Raw genomic sequence first — 20,471 nt, 5'->3', positions numbered from 1 at the left:
TGCAACTGATACGCCACAGTCAGTGGATCAGTCGGAATACAGACCATCGATGACATCGCTGTAGCGCTCGTTGACAATTCGTCGTTTGACCTTGGCCGTGGGAGTCAGGATCTCATCGCCCTGTTCCCACGCCAGTCCCAGAATCACGAACTTCTTGACTTGCTCATTGCTGTTGAGTCGTGCATTGCCTCGTTCGATCGCGTCAGAGATCTCAGCTTGGACCACTCTGTGGCCGGTCATCTCGTGTGGCGACAGTCCAGCGAGTTCAGGGTGACTACTCTTGAATGTCTGAAGCGCAACGGGGTCTAGTGTCGTGACACCGGTGACATATCGCCGCGATTCTCCGATGGCCACGAACTGTGCTATCAGCGAACTCTCGTCCTGGATAGCAGTCTCAATCACAGCCGGCGACATGTTCTTGCCGTGGGAATTGATGATGATTTCCTTTTTACGGTCGACAATTCGAAGGAATCCGTCGTCGTCTATAGTTCCGATGTCTCCAGTGGCGACCCAGCCGTCGCTGTCCACTACCTCGGCCGTCTTTTCTGGGTCCTTGAAGTATCCGCTGAAGTTGAGCGGGCCCCGGCACAGGACTTCCCCATCTTCCGCGAGCCGCAGTTCCACACCCGGGAGTGGTTTACCCGCGGTGCCGGTCTTGAAGTCGTCGACCCTGTTGAAGACGTTCAACATGACTTCCGTAGACCCATACGCTTCGAGCATCGGTGTTCCGATCGCACGGAAGAAATGCACTATCTCGGGCGCTACAGTTGCGCCTCCGATGATGACCACACGCAACTGATCCAGTCCGACCTCCCGCAAGATCGGAATGAAGAGCCCGACCGTCTGCTCGTGTCGATGACGTAGCGCAGCCAGGTCGGAAGTAGCTCCTGAAGCGCCCGCTTCGTCCGCGTGGGAAACGCGCAGACCTGTCTCGAGCGCGTCTTTGAGGGCACCCCGCGATGGTTCAGGCTGTGCCTCGATCAGTGCCTCGATGGCAACCTTGAGCTTCTCGTACACGCGGGGAGAGGAGGAGAAGAGGTCCGGATGTGCGTCGACCAAAGCCTCGGGCACGTTGTTCATATCAGGACACACCGTGATCGTCGCACCGTAGGCCAGTGCATAGTGGTGCCCATTGTTTCGGGCGCCCGCATGCGCCATCGGCAAGAACGAGATGAGCCCACGCCGTGGTAGAGGGATCGCTGCGTCGATCGCGCGTACGCCCTCCATGATCATTCGATGGGACCACATGGCCGCCTTCGGCGGCCCCGTAGTGCCCGAGGTGAAGATGATGCAAGCCATGTCCTCAGGCTCGATCGCACGCCATGCTGCCTCGAAATCGAAGTCGTCGCCCGTCATTTCAGCGATTGTGTCCAGTGAGATCTGGTTGCCCGCAAGTTGCGGCGAGTCGCCGTCGGGATCGGCGACAATGACGTGGCGAACCTGGTCGCCCAGCTGCGACACAGCTTCGATGACCTTTTGCAGGTAGCGAGCTTCGGTAACGACAACCTCGGCCTCGGCGTGGCCGATCTGGTAGACGATCTGGTCGACCGAGGAACTGTTGAAGATGCCGAAGGGCACGGCACCCAGGTGGGCAAACGCATAGTCGATCAGGTGATTCTCGATCAGATTTCGCATGAGAACCGCGACGTGTTCACCTCTGCGGCAGCCGAGTTCGGCGAGGCTTCCGGTGAGCCCACGCACGCGCGCTCCGAAGACGTCCCAGGTCAACTCCACGCCGCCGCCGATGGTGCGAATCGCGACCTCGTCGGGGTACGTTGCAACCGTCCGCTGGAACGCCTCCGGCAGCGTGCCGGCCTGAAGTGGGGTGTGTTGGGGGCTTCGAGATGTGCTCGCGAGTGCGGTAACTGGGGACAAGACTTCGTTCCGTTCGGAGAGTCACCAGGCATGGTGAGTCTAATACTACTCGTCTCAAAATATAGTCGCCTGTAACTCGCGCCACAACCCCTCCTGCTCAGGGGCGCATTCGGCGCAACGGGCCGCCGAGACGCGAACGTGCTCCTCCGTTGCTTGAGGGCGCCGCAGAGCCCTTGGCGCGGGGAGGCTGCGCACCCACTCTCAGGCCTCTTGACAGGTGTGACCACAGTCATACACAATATTGCGACGCTTCGTCTCATCGCCCATCTCGGTGACAGACACAGTCGTCCGAACACGAGGAGTCCCGGCATGGAACTCATCCCTGACCCAAATTGGAGAGCCTGAGTGAAATACGTAGTGGGAGTTGATATCGGCGGCACCTTCACCGACTGTGTGGCCATCGACGAGACTGGCCGCGTGCTGCACGGCAAGGCTCTCTCCACGCACGCCACTTCGCCCACGGAAGGGGTTCTGGCGGGTGTTGAACAGCTTGCGGAAGCTGCGGGTCTGTCACTGGACAGTTTCATCCCCGCGATCAGCCGGTTCAGCCACGGAACAACCATTGGCACGAACCTGGTGGTCGAGCGCAACGGCGCGAAGGTCGGTGTGATCGCCACCAAAGGACACGGCGATGCGCTGTCGATGATGCGTGGTCGAGGACGCACCGCCGGAGTAGCAGCCGACCTGCGCGCCAATGTCCGGGATACAGACAAGCCCGTGCCCATCGTCCCGCGCCGACTCATCGCAGAGGTCGCCGAACGCATCACCCGGGACGGAACAGTACTGGCCCCGTTGGATGAGGACGACGCGCGCGCGGTGATCACGGGCCTGCTCGATCAGGGTGCTGAAGCCATCTCGATCGCACTTCTGTGGTCCTTCCGCAATCCCGCACACGAGGAACGTCTACGCGAACTGGTTCAGGAGGTCGATCCGTCGATCTACGTGAGTCTGTCCTCGGAGATCGCACCGCGGCAGGGCGAGTACGAACGAACTGTGGCAACAGTCATCAATGCCTACGTGGGTCCGGCATCAAGCCGCTACCTGACCGAGCTTGCCGACGAGCTGCGCGGTCGTGGAATCGGCCGCGAGCCGTTCATCATGCAGTCGAACGGTGGCGTGCTGCCGGTTGCCGTTGCGTCTCGCCTTCCCATCCAGACGATCGGTTCCGGCCCTGCCGGCGGGCTGGCGGGCACCGCTCTCATCGCTGCACGAAGCAACCATCGGAACGTGATTGCGACTGACATGGGCGGGACGTCTTTCGAAGTCGGTCTGCTGATTGATGGGCGGCCCATCTTGTCCAGCGAGAACGTGATCGACCAGTACACCTTCAAGATCTCACAGCTCGACGTGAGATCCATCGCGTGTGGTGGAGGTTCGATAGCTCGATACGAACCGCACAGTGGGGGCCTGCGGGTCGGTCCTGAGTCAGCCGGTTCTTCACCCGGGCCTGCTTGTTATGGAGCCGGGACGCTCCCGACGGTCACCGATGCGGACGTGGTACTTCGCCTGCTGGAACCGGACCAATTCCTTGGTGGCCGAATGGGCTTGGATGCCCAACGCGCCGCGGACGCGGTCCAGACTCTGGCTGACCAGTTGGGCCTGTCGGTGGAGGAGGCAGCGTCCGGGATCCTTCGAATCAACAACCACAACGCCGCGACCCTCATCCGTCAGCGGACCATCGAGCAGGGTGTCGACCCGCGCGACTTTGTCGTGTATGCCTTCGGCGGCGCCGGCCCGGTGCACGCCTTCCACTTCGCCGAAGAGCTGGGCGCCGCGCAGGTGGTCATTCCTATGGGCAACGGCGCGTCGACGCTCTCGGCGTACGGGATTGCGGCGAGCGATGTCATGCAGGTATTCGAGCGGGAATGCTCTATCGTCGCTCCGTTCGACATCGATACCCTCAAATCCGTGGTGAGCTCGGTCGAAGACCAAGCCAGGACCGCGATGAAGGAAGCGGGTTTCCCGGCAGATCAGGTGACGGTCGAGCACACGGCGCTGGCGCGGTACGCCGAGCAATACCTGCAAGAACTCGAGTTGAGTCTGCCGACGTTGTCTGGGGACGAGTCGGTGATCGCACAGACCATGACGGATGCCTTCCGGGCGCAGTACAAGCGACTGTTCGGCGAGGCGGCGCTCGCGGTGTTCCAAGCGATCGAGATCTTCGCAGTGCGCGTCACCGCGCGGGTCAACCTGCACAGCGGGTCAGGTACGTCAGGTACATCTCGTGGAGAGGTTTCCACCGAGCCGGCCACCCCGACTCGGCATCGCGACATTTACTGGCCGGGCACTGAAGCCTGGCAGAAAACCGCTGTGTACGACGGCACTCCGACTTCCGGTCAACGCATCGACGGGCCTGCAGTTGTCCAACTGCCCCACACCAGCATCTCGGTGGCGCCCGGTCAGTACCTCGAGACCGATGCATCGGGCAACGCGGTCCTAACTCTGAAGGAGATCATGGCATGACCATCACCAACGTTGCCGCCAGTGACGAAGCAGCGCTGTGGGACGGCACGACCCAGGGATACATCCCTAGTGAACCGCTCTCCATCAGTCCTTCTCTACGCCTGCACCAGGGCGTCGATGTCGACGTCGACCCGGTGTCGTACGAAGTGGTGCGAAGCGCGCTGGCAAACATGAATCAAGAGCACGCCGACATGTTGCAGCGGTTGAGCCTGTCCCCTGTTGTGATGCTCGCGCGGGATTTTCAGGCCTCGCTGCTCACCGAGAATGCCGATCTCGTCAGTATCGGCGCTGGGGTTGTCTACTTTTCCAACCAGAATGCGCTGACGATCAAGTACATCCTCGAGCACTTCGAGGAAGACGAGATCGGACCAGGCGACATGTTCCTGGCCAGCGATCCCTACATCGGGTCCTCGCATCAATCGGACGTCACCGTGATTGCCCCCATTTTCGTCGACGGCGAGATTTTCGGCTGGGTGGCCAACTCGATGCACTTCTCGGACATCGGTGGTTCTGTCCCGGGCAGCCAGTGTGTTTCTGCGACTGATGTGTGGCAGGAACCGATGCTCGTTCCCCCGGTCGCGCTGGTCCGAAACGGCAAGCTCTGCCGCGATGTCGAGGGCCTGTTCGTCCGCCAAAGTCGCTATCCCGTCATGACCAAGATGGACCTCCGCGCTGCTGTCGGTGGCGCAACGGCGACCCGCGAAAAGGTCGAACGGCTCATCACGAAGTATGGTCCCGATGTCGTCAAGAACGTGATGCGCAGGATCGTGGATTCCGGTGAACGGTTGTTCGTCGAGAGACTCCGGACCATTCCTGACGGCCGCTGGTCGCATCGCACCTATATCGAGGGCGCCTTTCCCGGCGACCGGGAGATCCACGCGCAACAGATAAACATCACCAAGCGTGGCGATTGGCTGATGGTCGACAATGAGGGCACAGCGCGTCAACTGGGCGGTGGCAACATCACTTTCGCCGGATTGAGCGGAATTGTCCTTGCAGCGATCACGCAGCAGATGGTGCCGGATCTGGCCGGCGCATACGGCGGCGCATACCGGCGGGTGGCATTCAACCCGACGTCGGGTCTGATGAACTGTGCCGAGTACCCGGCCGGGGTCAGCGCCTCCGGTATCCGGCTGGCTGCTGTTCAGTGCAGCGTTGCAGGTGCCGTTGTGAGCAAGATGCTGGCCTGCGGTGACGAGATCGCTCGATCCCTGCCCCTGGGTCCATGCGCCCCGAACCTGAACAGCTTGATCGGCGCAGGGTTGGATCCGAGCGGATCTCCATTCCTTTTGGTCGACGCCAACGGTCTCATGGGCAGCCTGGCCGGCCGCCCCCACCGAGATGGTGTCGACGCGGGAGGCCAGTGGTGGATCCCCGACGCAATGGCCTACAACTCAGAAGATCTAGAGGCGCAGAGTCCGGTCGTCGTTTTGGCCCGGAAGATGATCGAGTCCGGATTCGGCGGCAGCGGTCGCTACCGAGCGGGTGTTGGCTATCACGAAACGCTGATGGTCCACGGCGTGCTGGGTGGTGAGATCATCAACTACCAAAACGAGAGTTTCACCACCGGCGAGGGACTGTTCGGCGGCAATCCGGGCGGCATGGCCAAGTGTCGAATCAAGCGGAGCACTAACGCGCGCGCTCAACTGGCCGAGAGCCGAGTACCCGTCACCATCGACGAAGTAGTTGGCGAGGAGGAGACGCTCACTCACGTAGGCCCACCGTTCGCGTTCGGCGACGGCGACATCATCCACTGGATTTCACCTGCGGCTCCCGGCTACGGCGATCCTCTGCTACGAGAGCCCACGCTCGTCGCGAACGATTTGGAGAACTTGCTCGTCGACGAACCTTCCGCTGAACGTGTGTACGGCGTTGTTTTCGATGCGGGAGTCGTCGATTCAGCCGCGACCGCGACCAGGCGTCTGGAGCTGCGCAAAGAACGGCTTGGCGGGCGTGAACCGGGCGAGCCTGTCACCGCTCCACACTCGGCCGAAAGAGTGGGCGATCTACTGCATCTCGTTGATGGTCGCTGGTGGTGCAATGGTGCCGACTTGGGACCAGCCACCGCCAACTACAAAGACGGGGCGATCATACGGGACACACTCGTGCGACACATCGCACCCGAGCACGAGGTGTCCGATACCAAGATGGCAGACCGCATTCGTTTCCGCGAATACCTCTGCCCGGTAACCGGTTTGCGAATTGATGCCGATCTCATCGCCGACGACGACGCCCCGCTGCACGACATCATGATCGACATCTGAGGTACGAGTCGCAACCTCCGAACCGCTCTTGGAAACGCCGCCAGTCGACAGATTGGCGGCGCTTTCCGGTTCTGGCAACAGTTCCGTCGATCTGAAGCCAACTCCCGAACGATCGATCCGGTCGCCCGCAGACGAGGGCACCGGTGCGCGCCGCAAAGTGTTCGCGCTGGTGATCACGGCGGTGTACTCGCGGCACATGTTCATCTGGCTGACCCATTCACAAACCCTGGCCGCGGTTCTCGCGGGGTGCGCGACGGCGTGGGAGTTCTTCGGCGGCGTCTTCCATGTGGTGATCCCGGACAATATGAAACCGATTGTCACTCAGGCAGATGCGATCAACCCGCGGCTTTCGCGCGGCTGGCTGGACTACGCCGGCCATGCCGGGTTCGTCACCGATACTGGCCGGGGTCCGCACGCCGCAAGACAAGCCGCGGGTGGAGCGGGCCATCCATTACGTGCAAAACAGCTTCTGGGCCGGAGAAAACTTTCCCAGCCTGGCCGCCGCCCAACACGCCGCGGTCCATTGGTGTGCGCAGACCGCTGGGATGCGGACCCATGGCACCACCGCCGCCCAACCGGCGGTCCTGTTCGACGCCGACGAGAAGCCGCACCTGCTGCCTGTGCCCGCCGTCTATGACGTTCCGATATTCAACAAGTGAAGGTGCACAAAGACTTTCACGCATCAGTCTGCAAAGCTCTCTACTCGCTGCCGGAAACGTGGATCGGATCGACCCTGGATGTGCGCGCCGACAGCGAGAGCGTGAAGTTTTACCATCGCGGTTCTCTGGTCAAGGTTCACCCACGCGAGCGCCCGGGCGGTCGCAGCACTGATGTGAACGACTATCCCGAACACAAGACCGCGTACGCGATGCGCGACATCACCGCCCTGATCGCCACCAGCGACCGCTACGGCCCGCACGTCGGTATCTACGCCGCCCGGCTGCTCGATGACCCGCGGCCGTGGTCGCGAATGCGAGCAGCGTACGCGCTGATCGGGCTGGTCAAACGCTACAACCCAGGCCCGGTGGAAGCCGCCTGCGAGACCGCGTTGTCTCTCGATGTTGTTTCCGTCCCGAAAATCGGTTCGATGCTCGAACGAGCCACCGAGACCAGCACTCCCGCTCTGCCGGCTGCCGCTGGCGGCGCTCCCACCCGGTTCAGTCGTGATCCCTCCGAATTCAGCACCACCACAACCATATTGACTTCCGTACCCACCGCCGACCCTGCTGCGAAAGGCTGATCGATCATGACGACCCACTCCACACCTGAACCGATCGGTGCCGATGTCGTTGGGTTGCTCAAAGCCCTCAAGCTCGGTGCCCTGGCCGATACCCTGCCGCAGCGTGCCGTCCTGGCCCGCCAACACAAAACCTCCCACATCGGGTTCCTCGAACAACTCCTCGCCGATGAAGTCTCCCGCCGCGAATCACGCTCAGCCGCACTACGAGCCCGCACAGCAGGACTCGACCCGACGATGCGCATCGACACCTGGCAAGCTGCCGAGGACCTGACCTATGACCGCACCCTTCTTGCTGATCTGACCTCGCTGCGTTTCGTCGACGCCGGGCACTCGGCGATCCTGCTCGGACCCGTCGGCGTCGGCAAGACGCATCTGGCAACAGCATTGGGACACATGGCCATCGGACGTCGTCGTAGCGTCGTGTTTGGCCGCGCTGACAAACTGTTCCATCGCCTGCGGGCCGCCCGCCTCGACAACAGCGTCGACGCCGAAATGCGCAGACTCACCGCCGTCGACGTCCTCGTGATCGACGATTTTGCGCTCCGCGCCCTCGACCCGACCGAAACCAACGACTTCTACGAACTGATCGTTGAACGCCATCAAAGCAAAACCACGATCGTCACGTCCAACCGTGAACCCGCCGAATGGCTCACCATGACCGCCGACGCGCTCCTGGCCCAATCAGCCATCGACCGACTGACCTCCCGAGCGCACACACTCGTCATCGAAGGCCCCTCATACCGCCAACGACACCACTCCCGACTTGACCCATCCAACCTCGGCGAGCATCCTCAATAACGCGCCACGGTGGTCCCATGCTCGTGGCAAACAGGTGGTCCCATAGCGCTGGCAATTGAAGGGCTGTGTCCGCCCGAAGCGGCTCATTCCGGCACTGGTGGAGAGCGACATCGTCAATGGACGCACTCCCAAAGATCGAGCCGAATCGACGGCGACAACTTCCGAGAGCCCCATCGGCAGTCCACAACGCAGAGCGGGAAGTCCTCGGCCGGGTGATTCGAATCATGCCTCTGAGCCAAGCCGACACCCCTCAGATACGGCTCCCACGTACCGCAATCACCGAACACTTCGAGGGGAAAGTGTTGAGTTGAGGCAATGTCGATCGAATCAAATCCGGCCCGCTCCGCACATACGTGCGGGACCGGGCCGTAACTTGGTGCGCCCGAAGGGATTCGAACCCCTAACCTCTTGATCCGTAGTCAAGTGCTCTATCCGTTGAGCTACGGGCGCGTGCTGTATTCATTTGTGGTCTTGCGGTTCGTGCATCCATGCGGTCGTACTGGCGGAGGCGAGAGGATTTGAACCTCCGGTCTCGTTTTAGCGAGACAACTCATTAGCAGTGAGTCCCATTCGGCCGCTCTGGCACGCCTCCTGGTTGGAGTTCTTATCGAACTGCCGAGACAGAAGATTACACACGGTTGACCGAACGTAGCAAACCGACTGATCAGGCACCCTTTCCGGCGGCCCGGGGGTTGGGCACTAGATTGGACCAGGTGACCCCGCGTATTCGTCCCGATCTGGCCTCCGTTCCCGCCTACGTTCCGGGCAAGAACATCCCCGGCGCTCTCAAACTGGCGAGCAACGAAACCACCTTCGGGCCGTTGCCGAGTGTGGCAGCGGCGATCGCCGAGGCCGCAGCGCATGTCAACCGCTACCCCGACAACGGTGCGGTGGCGTTGACGGACGAACTGGCCAAGCACCTCGGCGTCGCACCGGAGAACGTGCAGACCGCCTGCGGGTCGGTGACGCTGTGCCAGAACCTGATCACCATCGCCACCCGCCCCGGTGACGAAGTGCTGTTCGCGTGGCGGTCGTTCGAGACGTATCCGCTGGCGACCCGGGTGGCCGGGGCCACGCCCGTCGAGGTTCCGCTGGGCGAGGATCTCGTCCACGATCTGCCGGCGATGGCAGCCGCGATCACCGACCGCACCCGGCTGATCTTCGTCTGCAATCCGAACAACCCGACCGGCACCGTCGTCGATGCCGACAGCCTCATCGCATTCCTCGACCAGGTGCCGTCCGACGTCCTGGTGGCGCTCGACGAGGCCTACTACGAGTACATGCGGCCCGATGAGGCGCAGCGCTACGACGCCGTCGAACTTCACCGCCGCTACCCGAATCTGGTTGTGCTGCGGACATTCTCGAAGGCCTACGGGCTGGCCGGACTCCGGGTGGGCTACGCGATCGCCCACCCCTCGGTCACCAACGCACTGCTGAAGGTGCACGTACCGTTCAGCGTCAACTCGCTGGCGCAGGCTGCGGCGATCGCCAGCCTGGACGCCAAGGCCGAACTACTGGCGCGGACCGACTCGATCGCACTCGAACGCGACCGGGTCACCACCGAACTGCGAGCTGCCGGCTACCGCGTCCCGACGAGCCAGGCCAACTTCGTCTGGCTCGACCTCGGCGCCGATGCGGTGCCTTTTGCCCGCGATGCGGTCGACGCCGGAGTGATCGTCCGGCCGTTCGACGGCGACGGCGTACGGGTGACGGTCACCGAAGCGGACGAGAACAACACCTTCCTCGAGTTCGCTCGCACCCGCAGCCGGCCGTAGAGGGCGCCGGCAGCCACGGGACAACCCACGCACGAAGAACAGGCCCCCGGCGCCGCAACGTCGAACTCAGGACCGCGGGCAGGGCCTCCGGTCAGAGGCCGCGGGCCAGAACCGGCCACATGGAGCCGAGGTCTTTCGCCCAGTACGGCCAGGCGTGTGTGCCGACCGTGTGGAAGTTCTCTGTTGCCGGCACTCCTCGGGCCCGCAGAACCAGAGCGAATTCGAGCGAGCAGCGGTAGGCGCCGACCTCGAGGCCGCCACCGAGCGCCGTCACCGTCTCCGGCGGCAGCCCGTCCTCGCCTTTGGTCTGCTCGTCGAGCGGTCCGGCGATCCCGGTGCCCGCCGACAGGTACAGGTTCTTCCCGCGGAGGGCGTCGAGTCGCTTGGACGGATCGTGGGCGGCCCATCCGGGCGATCCCCAGGGCCCCCACATGTTGTTGGCGTCGCCGCCATCCCTGGCGACCGTGGCCCGGACGTAGCTCTCGTTGGCAATACCGGTGACCGGCGGGCAGCCGCTCATCGAGCCGGCGCCTGTGTAGAGGCCCGGGTTGCGCGCGGCCAGTGCGAACGCGGCCTGCCCACCCATGGACAAACCGGCGACCGCGTTGTTTCCGTCGCCGTTGAAGGCCTCGTCGATCAGCGGGGGCAGTTCCTTGGTGAGGAACGTCTCCCATTTCGGTTGCCCTAGCACCGGGTCGCGCTTCTCCCAGTCGGTGTAGAAGGCGCCCTTACCGGACGGGAGCACCACGTTCACGTCTTTGTCGGCGAAGAACTCGGGCGCGTGGCCCTTGGACACCCAGTCGCTGACATCCGTCTTGTCGCCGGCGCCGTCGAGCAGGTACAACGTTCCGCGCGATCCGCTCTGGTCCTGCGGCAGCAGCACAGTGACCTGCACTTCGCCGCCCATCGCAGGCGAGGAGATCGTCAGGTCCTGACGCTGGGGACCGACCTTCACGGCCTTCTCGATCTTGGCCGCGGCCGGGTCGGCCGACACCACCGAGGCACCCGTGGTCACCAGCGCGACAGAAGCCGCCAGCCCGCCGACTACCTGCATCACTCGTTTGGCGCGCTGCATGAAAGTAACCACTCCCTGTATTTCGGTTCGAACTCGCGAAGGCTACCGAGGGATCCGGCGAAATGGAAAGCCTCTTACTCAACTCACAGAAACGGCCGGGACTGAGTTGTCCGTTCGCAAACGCGGCGTGGATCATGTCGGACATGCACACGCCGTCGGATGGCTTCGCCGCCACAGATTCGTTCGCCTTCGTTGCCGAGGTCCCGGTGCGATGGTCGGACATGGACGCCTTCGGCCATATCAATCACGCCCGGATGGTCACCCTGATGGAAGAGGCGCGGGTGGAGTGGCTGCTCAGCGCCGGCGAACAGTACGCACCGCTGATCAAGAGCGCGATGATCGTCACCGTGGAGATCCGCTACCAGGCACAACTCCGCCACGAGGACAGCCCCTTACGCATCAGCATGTGGATAAGAGGCTTCCGGTCCGTCGACTTCACCATCGGGTACGAGGTCCGGTCGGCACACGCCGCCGCCGGCAGCAAGCCGGCGTGCGTGGCCAGTACACAGATGGCCGTCGTCGATGTGGAGAAGCAAAGCCTTCGCCGGCTCACCGACGTCGAGAAGGGCTACCTCGAGCAGTGGTCGCGGTCCTGAGGCCGTTTGCCGCGTTCAGTTCTCGAGTTCCTTGCGCCCCGCTGCCGGATGTGGCAGGGCCGGATTGGGCGGAACGGCGGCCGAGACCTCCATTTCCGGGACGGCACTGACGTTGCCCTGCAGGATGTTTCGGTAGTCACGCAGATTCGCACTCCCGGCGCCGAGCTGTTCGCCGAGCCGTCGCGTGTTCTCCGCCGACAACTCTCGCTCGCCTGAACGCGCGATGAGGTGGTCGATGCGTTGGTCGATCGTGCCCGCATAGTTGACCTGGTCGAGAACCTTCAGCTCCTGCGCACCCGCCGCCACCGCGTCAGCAACATCCCACAGCGCCGACACTCGCTCGATCAGCTGCGACCAGACCGGCCGCAACTCGGCTTCCCGGGATCGCAGCTGCTCGCGCAGGCGTTCATCCGCGTCGGCCACGGCCCGAACCCGATCGAGTTCGATGCGGACCGTTCGGAGGTTGATGACATCAGTCGCGATCTCAGCGACCTCGGCATGCACGTTGATCTGACCGCGCTGAACCACGAAGTGGTCGCTGTGCCAGACCGGCGAACGCACGATCCGGTCGTAGGCGTTGCCCGCGATGTAGAGCAACGTCTCGTATCCGTCGACGAAACGAGAAGTGCCGGAAGCAGTTTCCCCATCCGCGTCATCGAGGGTGGCCGCTTTGCCCGCCACCCATTGACCGGCCTTCGACCGGTTGTCGGTCAGCTGCCCGATGACACCGGCGGCAGTATTGGCCGCCATCGCCGTCGCCCGTCGCAAGTAGTTGACGTCCAGCGCATTGGGACAGGGTGTGAAGAGAAGTCCGTTGAACAGGCGCTCACGATCACCGATGTCGAGGTGGATGCCCTCCCGGCGTTCCCGGCGGATGCCTCGCACCGTGCCGGCGAAGACCGGTTTCGATGCCGTCACCAGGTTGCGTGCGGCATCACGTCGTCGAGACAGCGCCACGACGCGCGACCGCACCAACAGGCCGGCGACCTTGGGAACCCGGGGGTTACGCAGATGCTCCTCGAGTTGCCCGAGCTCACGCTGCAGACGCCGAAGCTCACCGAAACCACCGATCCCGGGGACGGGCAGGCCGGCGGTGCTCCGACGGACCAGAACTGCCCGGGCTTGCTCCGAGAGGAAGCCCGATGCGATGAGGATGGCCGCCGGGTCGGACAGATCGGGCGCGTGGCCGGGGAGCCGGGCTCGCTCACACCACCGGCGAATGTCCGCGGCGCCGCCGGAACCGGCGGATGCAGAACTGTCGACCATGGGGGCCTCCGGGAGGTTTACGGGCTTTCATCCAGTATTACCGGACGCTGCCGACCAACACCGTTTTCCGACGCCAGAGCGGTGCGGTGACCCGGTGCAGGGCCCACGCGACGGGCGTCGACAGCACTGCGGTGACGATGAACACACCCACCACCGACCCGCTGAACAGCGAGTAGCCCAGCAGATCCATCACCAGTTCCATCACGATCACGTGGACGAGGAAGAACTCGTAGGAGATCTCCCCGAACCAGACCACCGCGGGCCGGGACAACGTCCGATCCCACCAATGCCCGGGCGGGCCGATCACCAGCGGGGCCAGCAGGGCTACGGCAGCGATCAGATACAGCACCGACTTCACGATCGTCGCGGAAGTGGAGGCGGGCGCGATCGTCGGTTCACCCGCAATCGACGTGCACGCCAGCTCGAACGCGAGCAATCCCACCAGCACCGACAGGGTCGGCGGCCAGGTTGAGACCACCCGGGCGAGCACGGCCAGCAGCATGCCGCCGGCGAACCAGGCGAGGAACGCCGGCGGCCACAACCGCGCGGTCACGTCGATTGCCCCGTCAGCGGTGATGATCGCCCAGGCGGGTGTGACCAGCATCAGCACACCGATGGCCGCGATCATCCGGCCCGGCAGCCATCGCCCGCCACAGATCAGCTGCCCGATCACCCACGCGAACACCGGGAGCATCAGGTAGAACGCGACCTCCACGACCAGACTCCACATCTGGGTCAAACCCGAATGGAGATGGCCGAAACCGTAGGTCTGCGTGAGTGTGAGATTGCGGACCAGTCCGGTCGGCCCGTGGCCGACGTCGGAGACGTCGTCGCGCCACACGAAGACCAGGTAGACACCGAGCACCGTGATCCAGTACGCGGGAAGGATACGCACCGCGCGTCGCCAGAAATACTGCAAAACATCAGGTTTCGACCCGCCCTCAGCCAGCGACCGAACCCAGGGCATGAACAGGAGATAGCCCGATAACACAAAGAAGATCGACACCCCGATCTCGAGGCGGGCGAAGAACCAGCCTTCGAAATCGTCGGTGTACTTGCCCGTCCAGAACGCGGCGTGGGTGGCGCACACCAGCAACGCGGCCAGCCCCCGGAGCCCGGTGAGCGACGGTGTGAATCCGGTGTGCGCTGTCATCGAGGCGGGTCTCAGCTCGCGGACAGCGCGTCGGCCACCCTTTCGAGGGCCGCCACACGACTGCCCTTGACCAGCACCGCATCTCCGGATTCCAGATCTGCGAGCGCGGCGACCGCCGCATCAACGTCGTCAACGTGCGTGGCGTCGGGACCGTAGTCGGGGGTGGCCACCGCGATCACCTCGATACCCAGGGAACGCGCCCGCGCGGTGATGGCCACGTGCTCGGCGGCCGCGTCGGCGCCCAGTTCGGCCATCACACCGAGCACGGCCACCCGGCGACCCGCGTCCAGGGTGGCGAAGGAGTCGAGCGCGGCCGCCATCGACGTCGGGTTCGCGTTGTAGGCGTCGTTGAGGATCTGGACACCGGCGTCGGTGCGGCTCAGTTCCATCCGGAGCCCGGAGATGGCGGCACCGCCCAGGCCTTCGGCGATGTGCTCGACAGTGACACCGATGCCACCCGCTGCCGCCGCGGCGGCCAGCGCATTGGCGACCTGGTGTTCGCCGCGGGCCGCCAACGCGACCTGCGCCGTCCCCCACGGCGTGTGCAAGGTGAAGCTCGCCCGCAGCTCCGAATCCATCACGATGTTCTCGGCGTACACATCGGCATTCGACGACAGACCGAAGGTGAGCACACGGGCGGCACTGCGCTGCGCCATCGCCGCCACCACCGGATGGTCGGCGTTGAGCACCGCGAGGCCATCGGTGGGCAGCGCCTCGATCAATTCGCCCTTGGCCCGGGCCACGGCATCGAGGTCACCGAACAATTCGAGGTGCACACCTTCGACACGGGTCACGATGCCCACGGTCGGGCGGGCGATGTCACACAGCAGCGCGATGTGCCCGATCCCGCGGGCACCCATCTCGACAACGACCGCTTCGGTGTTGTCGGGGGCACCGAGCAGTGTCAGCGGCAGACCGAGCTCGTTGTTGAACGACCGCTCGTTGGCCGCAGTCACGTACGTGGTCGCGAGAACCGCCGCGAGCAGGTCCTTGGTCGACGTCTTGCCCACCGATCCGGTCACACCCACGACCGGGCCCGTCAGCCGGGCGCGAGCAGCCCGGCCCAGGTCGGCCAGGGCCAGCGCGGTGTCTGCGACCTGGATCGACGTCGCGCCGGCGTCGCCCTGCTCATCGAGTTGCGCGGTCAGGTAGGCGGTAGCGCCCGCGCCGAGCGCACCGGGGATGAAGTCGTGTCCGTCGCGTTCGGCGACGATCGGGACAAACAGCTGGCCTGGCCGGATGCCCCGGGAATCGATGCTCGCGCCGTCGATGTACTGGTCGGGACCGAAGAGCTTTCCGCCGGTCGCCGCTGCCACGTCACTCGCCTTGAATCGCACGCGTCGACGCTACCGGGCAGCCGGCCATCGTCACAGCCGAACCCCGCGCGACACCACCGACCACCGGCGGTGTCCGGTTCGACGCTGGCCTATCGTGGGCCGCATGGCCAATCCCGCATCGACCGACCGCATCCGTCTCGTTGTGCTGTTCGGTGGTGCCTCCGCAGAGCATGATGTGTCCTGCGTCACGGCGGCGCACGTTCTCGCGGCCGCCGACCGTTCCAAGTACGAGCTGATCCCGGTCGGCATCACCCGGGACGGGACCTGGATCCGCAACGACAAGGCCATTGCCACACTCGCCGACCCCAACCTGTCTTTGCCCGACGCACTCGAACCCGAGGGCACCGAGATCGACCCTCTGTCGGCACTGCAGCGGGCCGGCGATGCCACGGTGGTCGTGTTGCCGCTGCTCCACGGTCCGCACGGTGAAGACGGCACGGTCCAAGGCATGTTGGAGCTGGCCGGTGTCCCGTACGCCGGAGCCGGCGTCCTGGGCTCGGCACTCTGTATGGACAAGGCGATGGCCAAGGTCGTCACCGCACAGTCCCAGATCCCGCAGTGCAACTGGATCGAGTTCCAGGCGGGTTCCGGTGAGATCGAGAATCTGATCGAGCGCGCGGTTGACACCCTCGGTCTGCCCGTCTTCGTGAAGCCCGCCAATCTCGGCTCCTCCGTGGGTATTTCGAAAGCCCACGACCGGGACGAGCTGGGCACCGCCATCGAGCTGGCGCTGCGCTACGACGAAGTGGTGGTGATCGAAGAGGCCGTCAACGCCCGGGAGATCGAGGTCGCGGTGCTGGGCAACCGGGATCCCCGGTCATCGGTGCCCGGCGAGATCGTCCCCGGCGCAGAGTTTTACGACTACGAGGACAAATACGTCAGCGGAGCGGCCGGACTGGTCATCCCGGCCGACCTGTCCGATCACGAGGTGGCCGAGGTCCAGCAGCTGGCGAAGCGCGCGTTCCTCGCGCTGCGTTGCGCCGGCATGGCCCGCGTCGACTTCTTCTACGAGGAGAACAGCCGCGGCTGGCTTCTCAACGAGATCAACACGATTCCCGGATTCACCTCGATATCGATGTACCCGAAGCTCTGGGAGGCATCCGGACTGGGCTACAGCGACCTCATCGACCGCCTCGTCGAACTCGCGTGTGAACGGCATCAGGTCCGGTCGGGATTCTCCACCGACCACTGAATCCCGCACTGATGGCACGATGAGCAGGTGATCGAGAAAGTACGCGGCCGGATCTGGCGAAACGGCAAGCTCCAAGACGATTTCGACATCGGGTCACTGTCCGATTGCCTGGAAGACGGCACCACCCTGGCCTGGGCCGACCTGGTGAACCCCAGCCATGAGGCGCTCTGCCAGTTGGCCGACGAGCTCAGCCTGAACACGTGGGCCGTGGAAGACGCACTCGCGGACGCCGAGCGGGTCAAGGCGATCAACTACCCACACCACAAGTTCATCACCGTCTACGCCGTCGACATGCACGCCGATCCGACCCAGTCGACCAACGGCGCCCTGCACACCCATCGCATCTCCATGTTCATCAAAGACAACGTGCTGATCACGGTGCGATTGTCGGATGACTTCGACATGGACCTGGTGACCGAGCGCTGGGACACGCTGGACGAACACCATCACGGCATCGGCGCGCTGGTGCACGGACTGCTCGATGTGGTGGTCGACGGCCACTTCGACGCAGTGCAGTCACTGGACGACAGCATCGAGGACATCGAGACGCTGCTGTTCGACGACAACAAGAACAGTCGCGATCTCCAACGACGCACCTACCGGGTCCGCAAGAACCTGGTCAAGCTCCGGCGAGTGGTGCTCCCGATGCGCGAAGTGGTGGCTCTGATCCAGCGAAACCGGCTGGAGAACCACTCCAATCCGGCTCTCGACGCCAACTTCACCGACCTCTACGACCACGTTCTGCGCGCCACGGAGTGGACAGAATCGTTGCGCGACATGGTCACAACGCTGTTCGAGACCAACCTGTCGCTGCAGGATGCCCGGCTCAACACGGTCATGAAGAAACTGACCGGTTGGGCCGCCATCATCGCGGTGCCCACCGCGGTGACCGGCTTCTTCGGTCAGAACGTCAAATTCCCCGGATTCGGCACGACGTTCGGACTTTCCCTCAGTGTCGGGATCATCGTCGCCACCGTCGCCATCCTCTACTTCATGTTCCGCAGCCGAGACTGGCTCTGAATCGGCCTCAGGCCCCCGATGATGTGCTGTTTTGGCGGTGCCGACCTGGGGTTTTGTTCGCCAAAAGACCACATCATCGGGTCACGGGGGCGCTGAGGCCCGGACGCGGGCGGCCTCTCGCTCGGCAGCGGTGTTGGCGACTCCGGCACGTGATCCGGCCAGCTTTGCGGCGATGTGATCTGCCACCGTCACCGGCTCGTATCTGCTGCCGTCACCGATGCACGACGGCAGGGTGCTGATCGTCGCGTCGATGTTGCCGTCGTGGAAGAACGCCGCCGAACGCCGGCGTTCGATGACGCCGTCGACCACCGGCGGCTTCACCCGGTGAAGTGTGGACATCCAGCGTTCGTTGGTCCAGCGTGCCATCAGGTCACCGAGGTTGACGAGCAAGGCTCCGTCGTCGGGTGAGACATCGTGCCAGACCCCGTCGCGGTCAAGGACTTGCAGCCCTTTGACCTGATCGGCCCAGAGAACGGTGACGATCCCGTAGTCGGTGTGCGCGCCCATCCCGGTCAGCTCGCCGTCGAGCTCGACCTCGCCGGGAGGGAGCGCATAGTTGTTCATCCGCAGCACATCCAGGGAATGGTCGGTGAAGCCGGCAAAGAAGTCGGGATGCAGATCGAGTGCATCGGCGAAGATGCGGGTGAGTGTTCGGGCCACCCTGGCGGCTTCGGCATAGTACGCCCCAACCCCCGTCACGAATCCCGGAGTTTCTGTCGGCCAGAGGTTTTCGGCGTAGTCATCCTCCGGCAGATCGACGTCCGGGTAGTCCGCCGCGGAGGCGCCCACGTTGAAGGCCTCGAAGAAGTCGTTCATCCGGTTCGCCGATTCGACACCCAGGCTCAGCGACAACGACTCCGACTTCGGTGCGGTGTAACCACGATTGATCCGCGGCGGTGTCCGATATGCCTTCTTGGTGTCGAGCGGCAGCGCGAAGAACTCATCGATCGCCGCCGCCAGAGCGTCCAGCACGGCGGGCGAAATGCCATGTCCGAGAATCTGAATGAATCCGACCTCGGAACACGCCGCGTCGATCTCCCTGGCGACCTCTGCCTTCTCGGCGTCTGTTCCACCGCTGACATACGGGTTGATGTCGACGGCGGGAACCACGAACTCCGATGCCATCTGTGGACTCCTCAGCTACGCGTGAGCCCGACTCTAATTCAGCGGCGCCAATGCCGCAGCGGGAACGCGTCCCGGTCAGTGCGAGCGATCACCCGCCGGTGACCGCAGCGATCCGTTCCGCGATCAGTTCGAGCGCGGCATCAGCCGCCGGAAGCACCCCCGGGAGCTGGAAGAATCCGTGCATCTGCCCGTCGAAGATGTTGATCTGCACCGGGATCCCGGCGCGCGCCAGGGCATCGGCGTAGGCCTCGCCCTCGTGGCGAAGGACGTCGTATTCGGGGATCAGCACCAGCGCAGGGGGTGAACCTTCCAGGCCTCCCCGCAGGGGTGAGGCATCGGGGTGACTCCGGGTGGCCGGATCGGGTGCATAGTGGTTCCAGAACCAGATCATCGAGTCTCTCTGCAGCAGCAACTGATTCGCGGGATCGAGGTAGCTGACGGTGTCGACGTCATGGTCGGTGACGGGATAGATCAAGATCTGCAACGCGATCGGCGGTCCGGATTCCCGCGCCGCGCGTTGGCCGACCACGGCCGCCAGGTTACCGCCCGCGCTGTCCCCGGAGACGATCAGCGGGAGTGTGGGCCAACTCGACGATGTCCAGTTCGTCACGTCCCACGCATCGCGCGCGGCGGTCGGATACCGAAACTCGGGCGCCAGTCGATAATCAGCCGACACCACAACACAATTGGTGACAGCAGCCAGACGCCGGGCGACGGCGTCGTACTGGGCAACCGATCCGAGCACCCAGCCGCCGCCGTGGAAGTACACGATCGCGCCGCGGGGTTGTTCCGTCGCGCTGTAGACCCGGACCGGGATCTTGTATCCGTCGTCGGCCCGCACGGTGTCCTCCCGAACCGCGTGGAGCGCCGGGCCGGGCGCCACGAGACCTGCGAGTACCGCGAAGTCGCCCCGCGCCTCCTGCACCGGCAACTGGTGAATCGGCGGCCTGCCCGCCTCTGCCAACTGCGCGAGTAAGGCCGAGGTCGCATCATCGACTGCCATCGGCCCAATGTACTGCGCCGAGGTGAACGTGCACCCGAGAAGACAAAGGTGATTCATGACTTCGACCAACTAGCACACCGGGTGATCGATAATTGCTGTTCACAGAGTAGACAGAGAGAATTATGTAAACGCTGATTCTCAGGCCCAATCGTGGCAGACTGTCCCCGAGCCGATGACCCGCATCCCAAGGAGTTCGTTCATGACCCGTGCCGCCGAGGCCGTACACGTCACGTCGTTGTTCATCGACGGCACCTGGACCGCGCCGTCGACCACCGATCGGATCGAGGTT

At 64.0% G+C, this 20,471-nt stretch carries 16 protein-coding genes and 2 tRNA genes; 9 read left to right on the top strand and 9 right to left on the bottom strand.

All coding sequences use genetic code 11. From position 1 onward, the window contains the following. Positions 1-27 precede the first annotated feature (27 nt). Positions 28-1,875 carry an AMP-dependent synthetase/ligase gene (locus VIQ49_RS06320; protein ID WP_331882138.1) on the bottom strand — a complete coding sequence of 616 codons (1,848 nt, stop codon included), beginning with the start codon at positions 1,873-1,875 and terminating at the stop codon, positions 28-30. 345 nt (positions 1,876-2,220) lie between these two features. Between VIQ49_RS06320 and VIQ49_RS06315 the strand changes: the two genes are divergently transcribed. The 5 genes from VIQ49_RS06315 to istB all read left to right on the top strand — a co-directional run bounded on the left by VIQ49_RS06315 (position 2,221) and on the right by istB (position 8,640). Next, a complete protein-coding gene (locus VIQ49_RS06315; RefSeq protein WP_331882135.1) occupies positions 2,221-4,338 on the top strand; it encodes a hydantoinase/oxoprolinase family protein in 2,118 nt (705 codons plus the stop codon). Then, positions 4,335-6,602, top strand: a complete 2,268-nt coding sequence (locus tag VIQ49_RS06310; protein WP_331882132.1) for a hydantoinase B/oxoprolinase family protein — start codon at positions 4,335-4,337, stop codon at positions 6,600-6,602. The genes VIQ49_RS06315 and VIQ49_RS06310 overlap by 4 nt, the downstream gene beginning before the upstream one ends. Positions 6,603-6,979: 377 nt before the next feature. Continuing rightward, a complete protein-coding gene (locus VIQ49_RS06305; RefSeq protein ID WP_331882129.1) occupies positions 6,980-7,261 on the top strand; it encodes a hypothetical protein in 282 nt (93 codons plus the stop codon). Continuing rightward, complete coding sequence (locus tag VIQ49_RS06300; RefSeq protein WP_331882126.1) at positions 7,258-7,842, top strand: Mu transposase domain-containing protein; 585 nt, start codon at positions 7,258-7,260, stop codon at positions 7,840-7,842. Before VIQ49_RS06305 ends, VIQ49_RS06300 begins: the two co-directional genes overlap by 4 nt. A gap of 6 nt (positions 7,843-7,848) precedes the next feature. Beyond that, positions 7,849-8,640 carry an IS21-like element helper ATPase IstB gene (gene istB, locus VIQ49_RS06295; RefSeq protein ID WP_331882123.1) on the top strand — a complete coding sequence of 264 codons (792 nt, stop codon included), beginning with the start codon at positions 7,849-7,851 and terminating at the stop codon, positions 8,638-8,640. A gap of 374 nt (positions 8,641-9,014) precedes the next feature. On the opposite strand, the gene VIQ49_RS06290 is transcribed toward istB, so the two are convergent. Next, positions 9,015-9,090, bottom strand: a tRNA-Arg gene (locus tag VIQ49_RS06290). Positions 9,091-9,140: 50 nt separating this feature from the next. Beyond that, a tRNA-Ser gene (locus VIQ49_RS06285) sits at positions 9,141-9,232 on the bottom strand. Between the two features lie 121 nt (positions 9,233-9,353). Between VIQ49_RS06285 and hisC the strand changes: the two genes are divergently transcribed. Further along, the gene (hisC, locus tag VIQ49_RS06280; RefSeq protein WP_331882121.1) at positions 9,354-10,415 is read left to right on the top strand and encodes a histidinol-phosphate transaminase; all 1,062 of its coding nucleotides are present in this window, start codon (positions 9,354-9,356) and stop codon (positions 10,413-10,415) included. Between the two features lie 91 nt (positions 10,416-10,506). Here hisC and VIQ49_RS06275 read toward each other — a convergent pair whose 3' ends face one another. After that, on the bottom strand, positions 10,507-11,490 hold the full coding sequence (locus VIQ49_RS06275) for an alpha/beta hydrolase family protein (protein ID WP_331882119.1): 984 nt from the start codon (positions 11,488-11,490) through the stop codon (positions 10,507-10,509). 143 nt (positions 11,491-11,633) lie between these two features. On the opposite strand from VIQ49_RS06275, the gene VIQ49_RS06270 reads away from it, so the two are divergent. Continuing rightward, positions 11,634-12,086: a thioesterase family protein gene (locus VIQ49_RS06270; RefSeq protein ID WP_331882117.1), complete on the top strand. Its 453-nt coding sequence runs from the start codon at positions 11,634-11,636 to the stop codon at positions 12,084-12,086. A 15-nt stretch (positions 12,087-12,101) separates the two neighbouring features. Here the strand turns inward: VIQ49_RS06270 and VIQ49_RS06265 are convergent, their stop codons facing one another. The 3 genes from VIQ49_RS06265 to VIQ49_RS06255 are packed head-to-tail and all read right to left on the bottom strand — an operon-like array spanning position 12,102 to position 15,842. After that, complete coding sequence (locus tag VIQ49_RS06265; RefSeq protein WP_331882114.1) at positions 12,102-13,352, bottom strand: hypothetical protein; 1,251 nt, start codon at positions 13,350-13,352, stop codon at positions 12,102-12,104. A gap of 37 nt (positions 13,353-13,389) precedes the next feature. Continuing rightward, entirely contained in the window at positions 13,390-14,505 is a 1,116-nt protein-coding gene (locus tag VIQ49_RS06260; protein WP_331882111.1) for an acyltransferase, read from the bottom strand. A gap of 11 nt (positions 14,506-14,516) precedes the next feature. Continuing rightward, positions 14,517-15,842 (bottom strand): UDP-N-acetylmuramoyl-tripeptide--D-alanyl-D-alanine ligase, encoded by a 1,326-nt coding sequence (locus VIQ49_RS06255; protein ID WP_331882108.1) that lies wholly within the window; start codon positions 15,840-15,842, stop codon positions 14,517-14,519. Positions 15,843-15,945: 103 nt separating this feature from the next. On the opposite strand from VIQ49_RS06255, the gene VIQ49_RS06250 reads away from it, so the two are divergent. Both VIQ49_RS06250 and VIQ49_RS06245 read left to right on the top strand, forming a co-directional pair. After that, a complete protein-coding gene (locus tag VIQ49_RS06250) occupies positions 15,946-17,034 on the top strand; it encodes a D-alanine--D-alanine ligase family protein (RefSeq protein ID WP_331882105.1) in 1,089 nt (362 codons plus the stop codon). A 27-nt stretch (positions 17,035-17,061) separates the two neighbouring features. Then, complete coding sequence (locus tag VIQ49_RS06245; RefSeq protein WP_331882103.1) at positions 17,062-18,054, top strand: magnesium transporter CorA family protein; 993 nt, start codon at positions 17,062-17,064, stop codon at positions 18,052-18,054. Positions 18,055-18,135: 81 nt separating this feature from the next. Here the strand turns inward: VIQ49_RS06245 and VIQ49_RS06240 are convergent, their stop codons facing one another. Then, positions 18,136-19,179 carry an isopenicillin N synthase family dioxygenase gene (locus tag VIQ49_RS06240; protein WP_331882100.1) on the bottom strand — a complete coding sequence of 348 codons (1,044 nt, stop codon included), beginning with the start codon at positions 19,177-19,179 and terminating at the stop codon, positions 18,136-18,138. Positions 19,180-19,267: 88 nt separating this feature from the next. Further along, positions 19,268-20,182 (bottom strand): alpha/beta hydrolase, encoded by a 915-nt coding sequence (locus VIQ49_RS06235; protein WP_331882098.1) that lies wholly within the window; start codon positions 20,180-20,182, stop codon positions 19,268-19,270. Positions 20,183-20,471: the final 289 nt, after the last annotated feature.

This window comes from Williamsia sp., assembly GCF_036566845.1.
Classification (GTDB): domain Bacteria; phylum Actinomycetota; class Actinomycetes; order Mycobacteriales; family Mycobacteriaceae; genus Williamsia.
Note: the sequence above shows the minus strand (reverse complement) of the source record. Positions and strands in the feature narration are given on the sequence as shown.

Coding starts and splice junctions, on each gene's coding strand:
- VIQ49_RS06310 (WP_331882132.1), top strand. CDS start 4,335: ATGACCATCACCAACGTTGCCGCCAGTGACGAAGCAGCGCTGTGGGAC.
- VIQ49_RS06305 (WP_331882129.1), top strand. CDS start 6,980: ATGCCGGGTTCGTCACCGATACTGGCCGGGGTCCGCACGCCGCAAGAC.
- istB (WP_331882123.1), top strand. CDS start 7,849: ATGACGACCCACTCCACACCTGAACCGATCGGTGCCGATGTCGTTGGG.
- VIQ49_RS06275 (WP_331882119.1), bottom strand. CDS start 11,490: ATGCAGCGCGCCAAACGAGTGATGCAGGTAGTCGGCGGGCTGGCGGCT.
- VIQ49_RS06270 (WP_331882117.1), top strand. CDS start 11,634: ATGCACACGCCGTCGGATGGCTTCGCCGCCACAGATTCGTTCGCCTTC.
- VIQ49_RS06265 (WP_331882114.1), bottom strand. CDS start 13,352: ATGGTCGACAGTTCTGCATCCGCCGGTTCCGGCGGCGCCGCGGACATT.
- VIQ49_RS06260 (WP_331882111.1), bottom strand. CDS start 14,505: ATGACAGCGCACACCGGATTCACACCGTCGCTCACCGGGCTCCGGGGG.
- VIQ49_RS06250 (WP_331882105.1), top strand. CDS start 15,946: ATGGCCAATCCCGCATCGACCGACCGCATCCGTCTCGTTGTGCTGTTC.
- VIQ49_RS06240 (WP_331882100.1), bottom strand. CDS start 19,179: ATGGCATCGGAGTTCGTGGTTCCCGCCGTCGACATCAACCCGTATGTC.
- VIQ49_RS06235 (WP_331882098.1), bottom strand. CDS start 20,182: ATGGCAGTCGATGATGCGACCTCGGCCTTACTCGCGCAGTTGGCAGAG.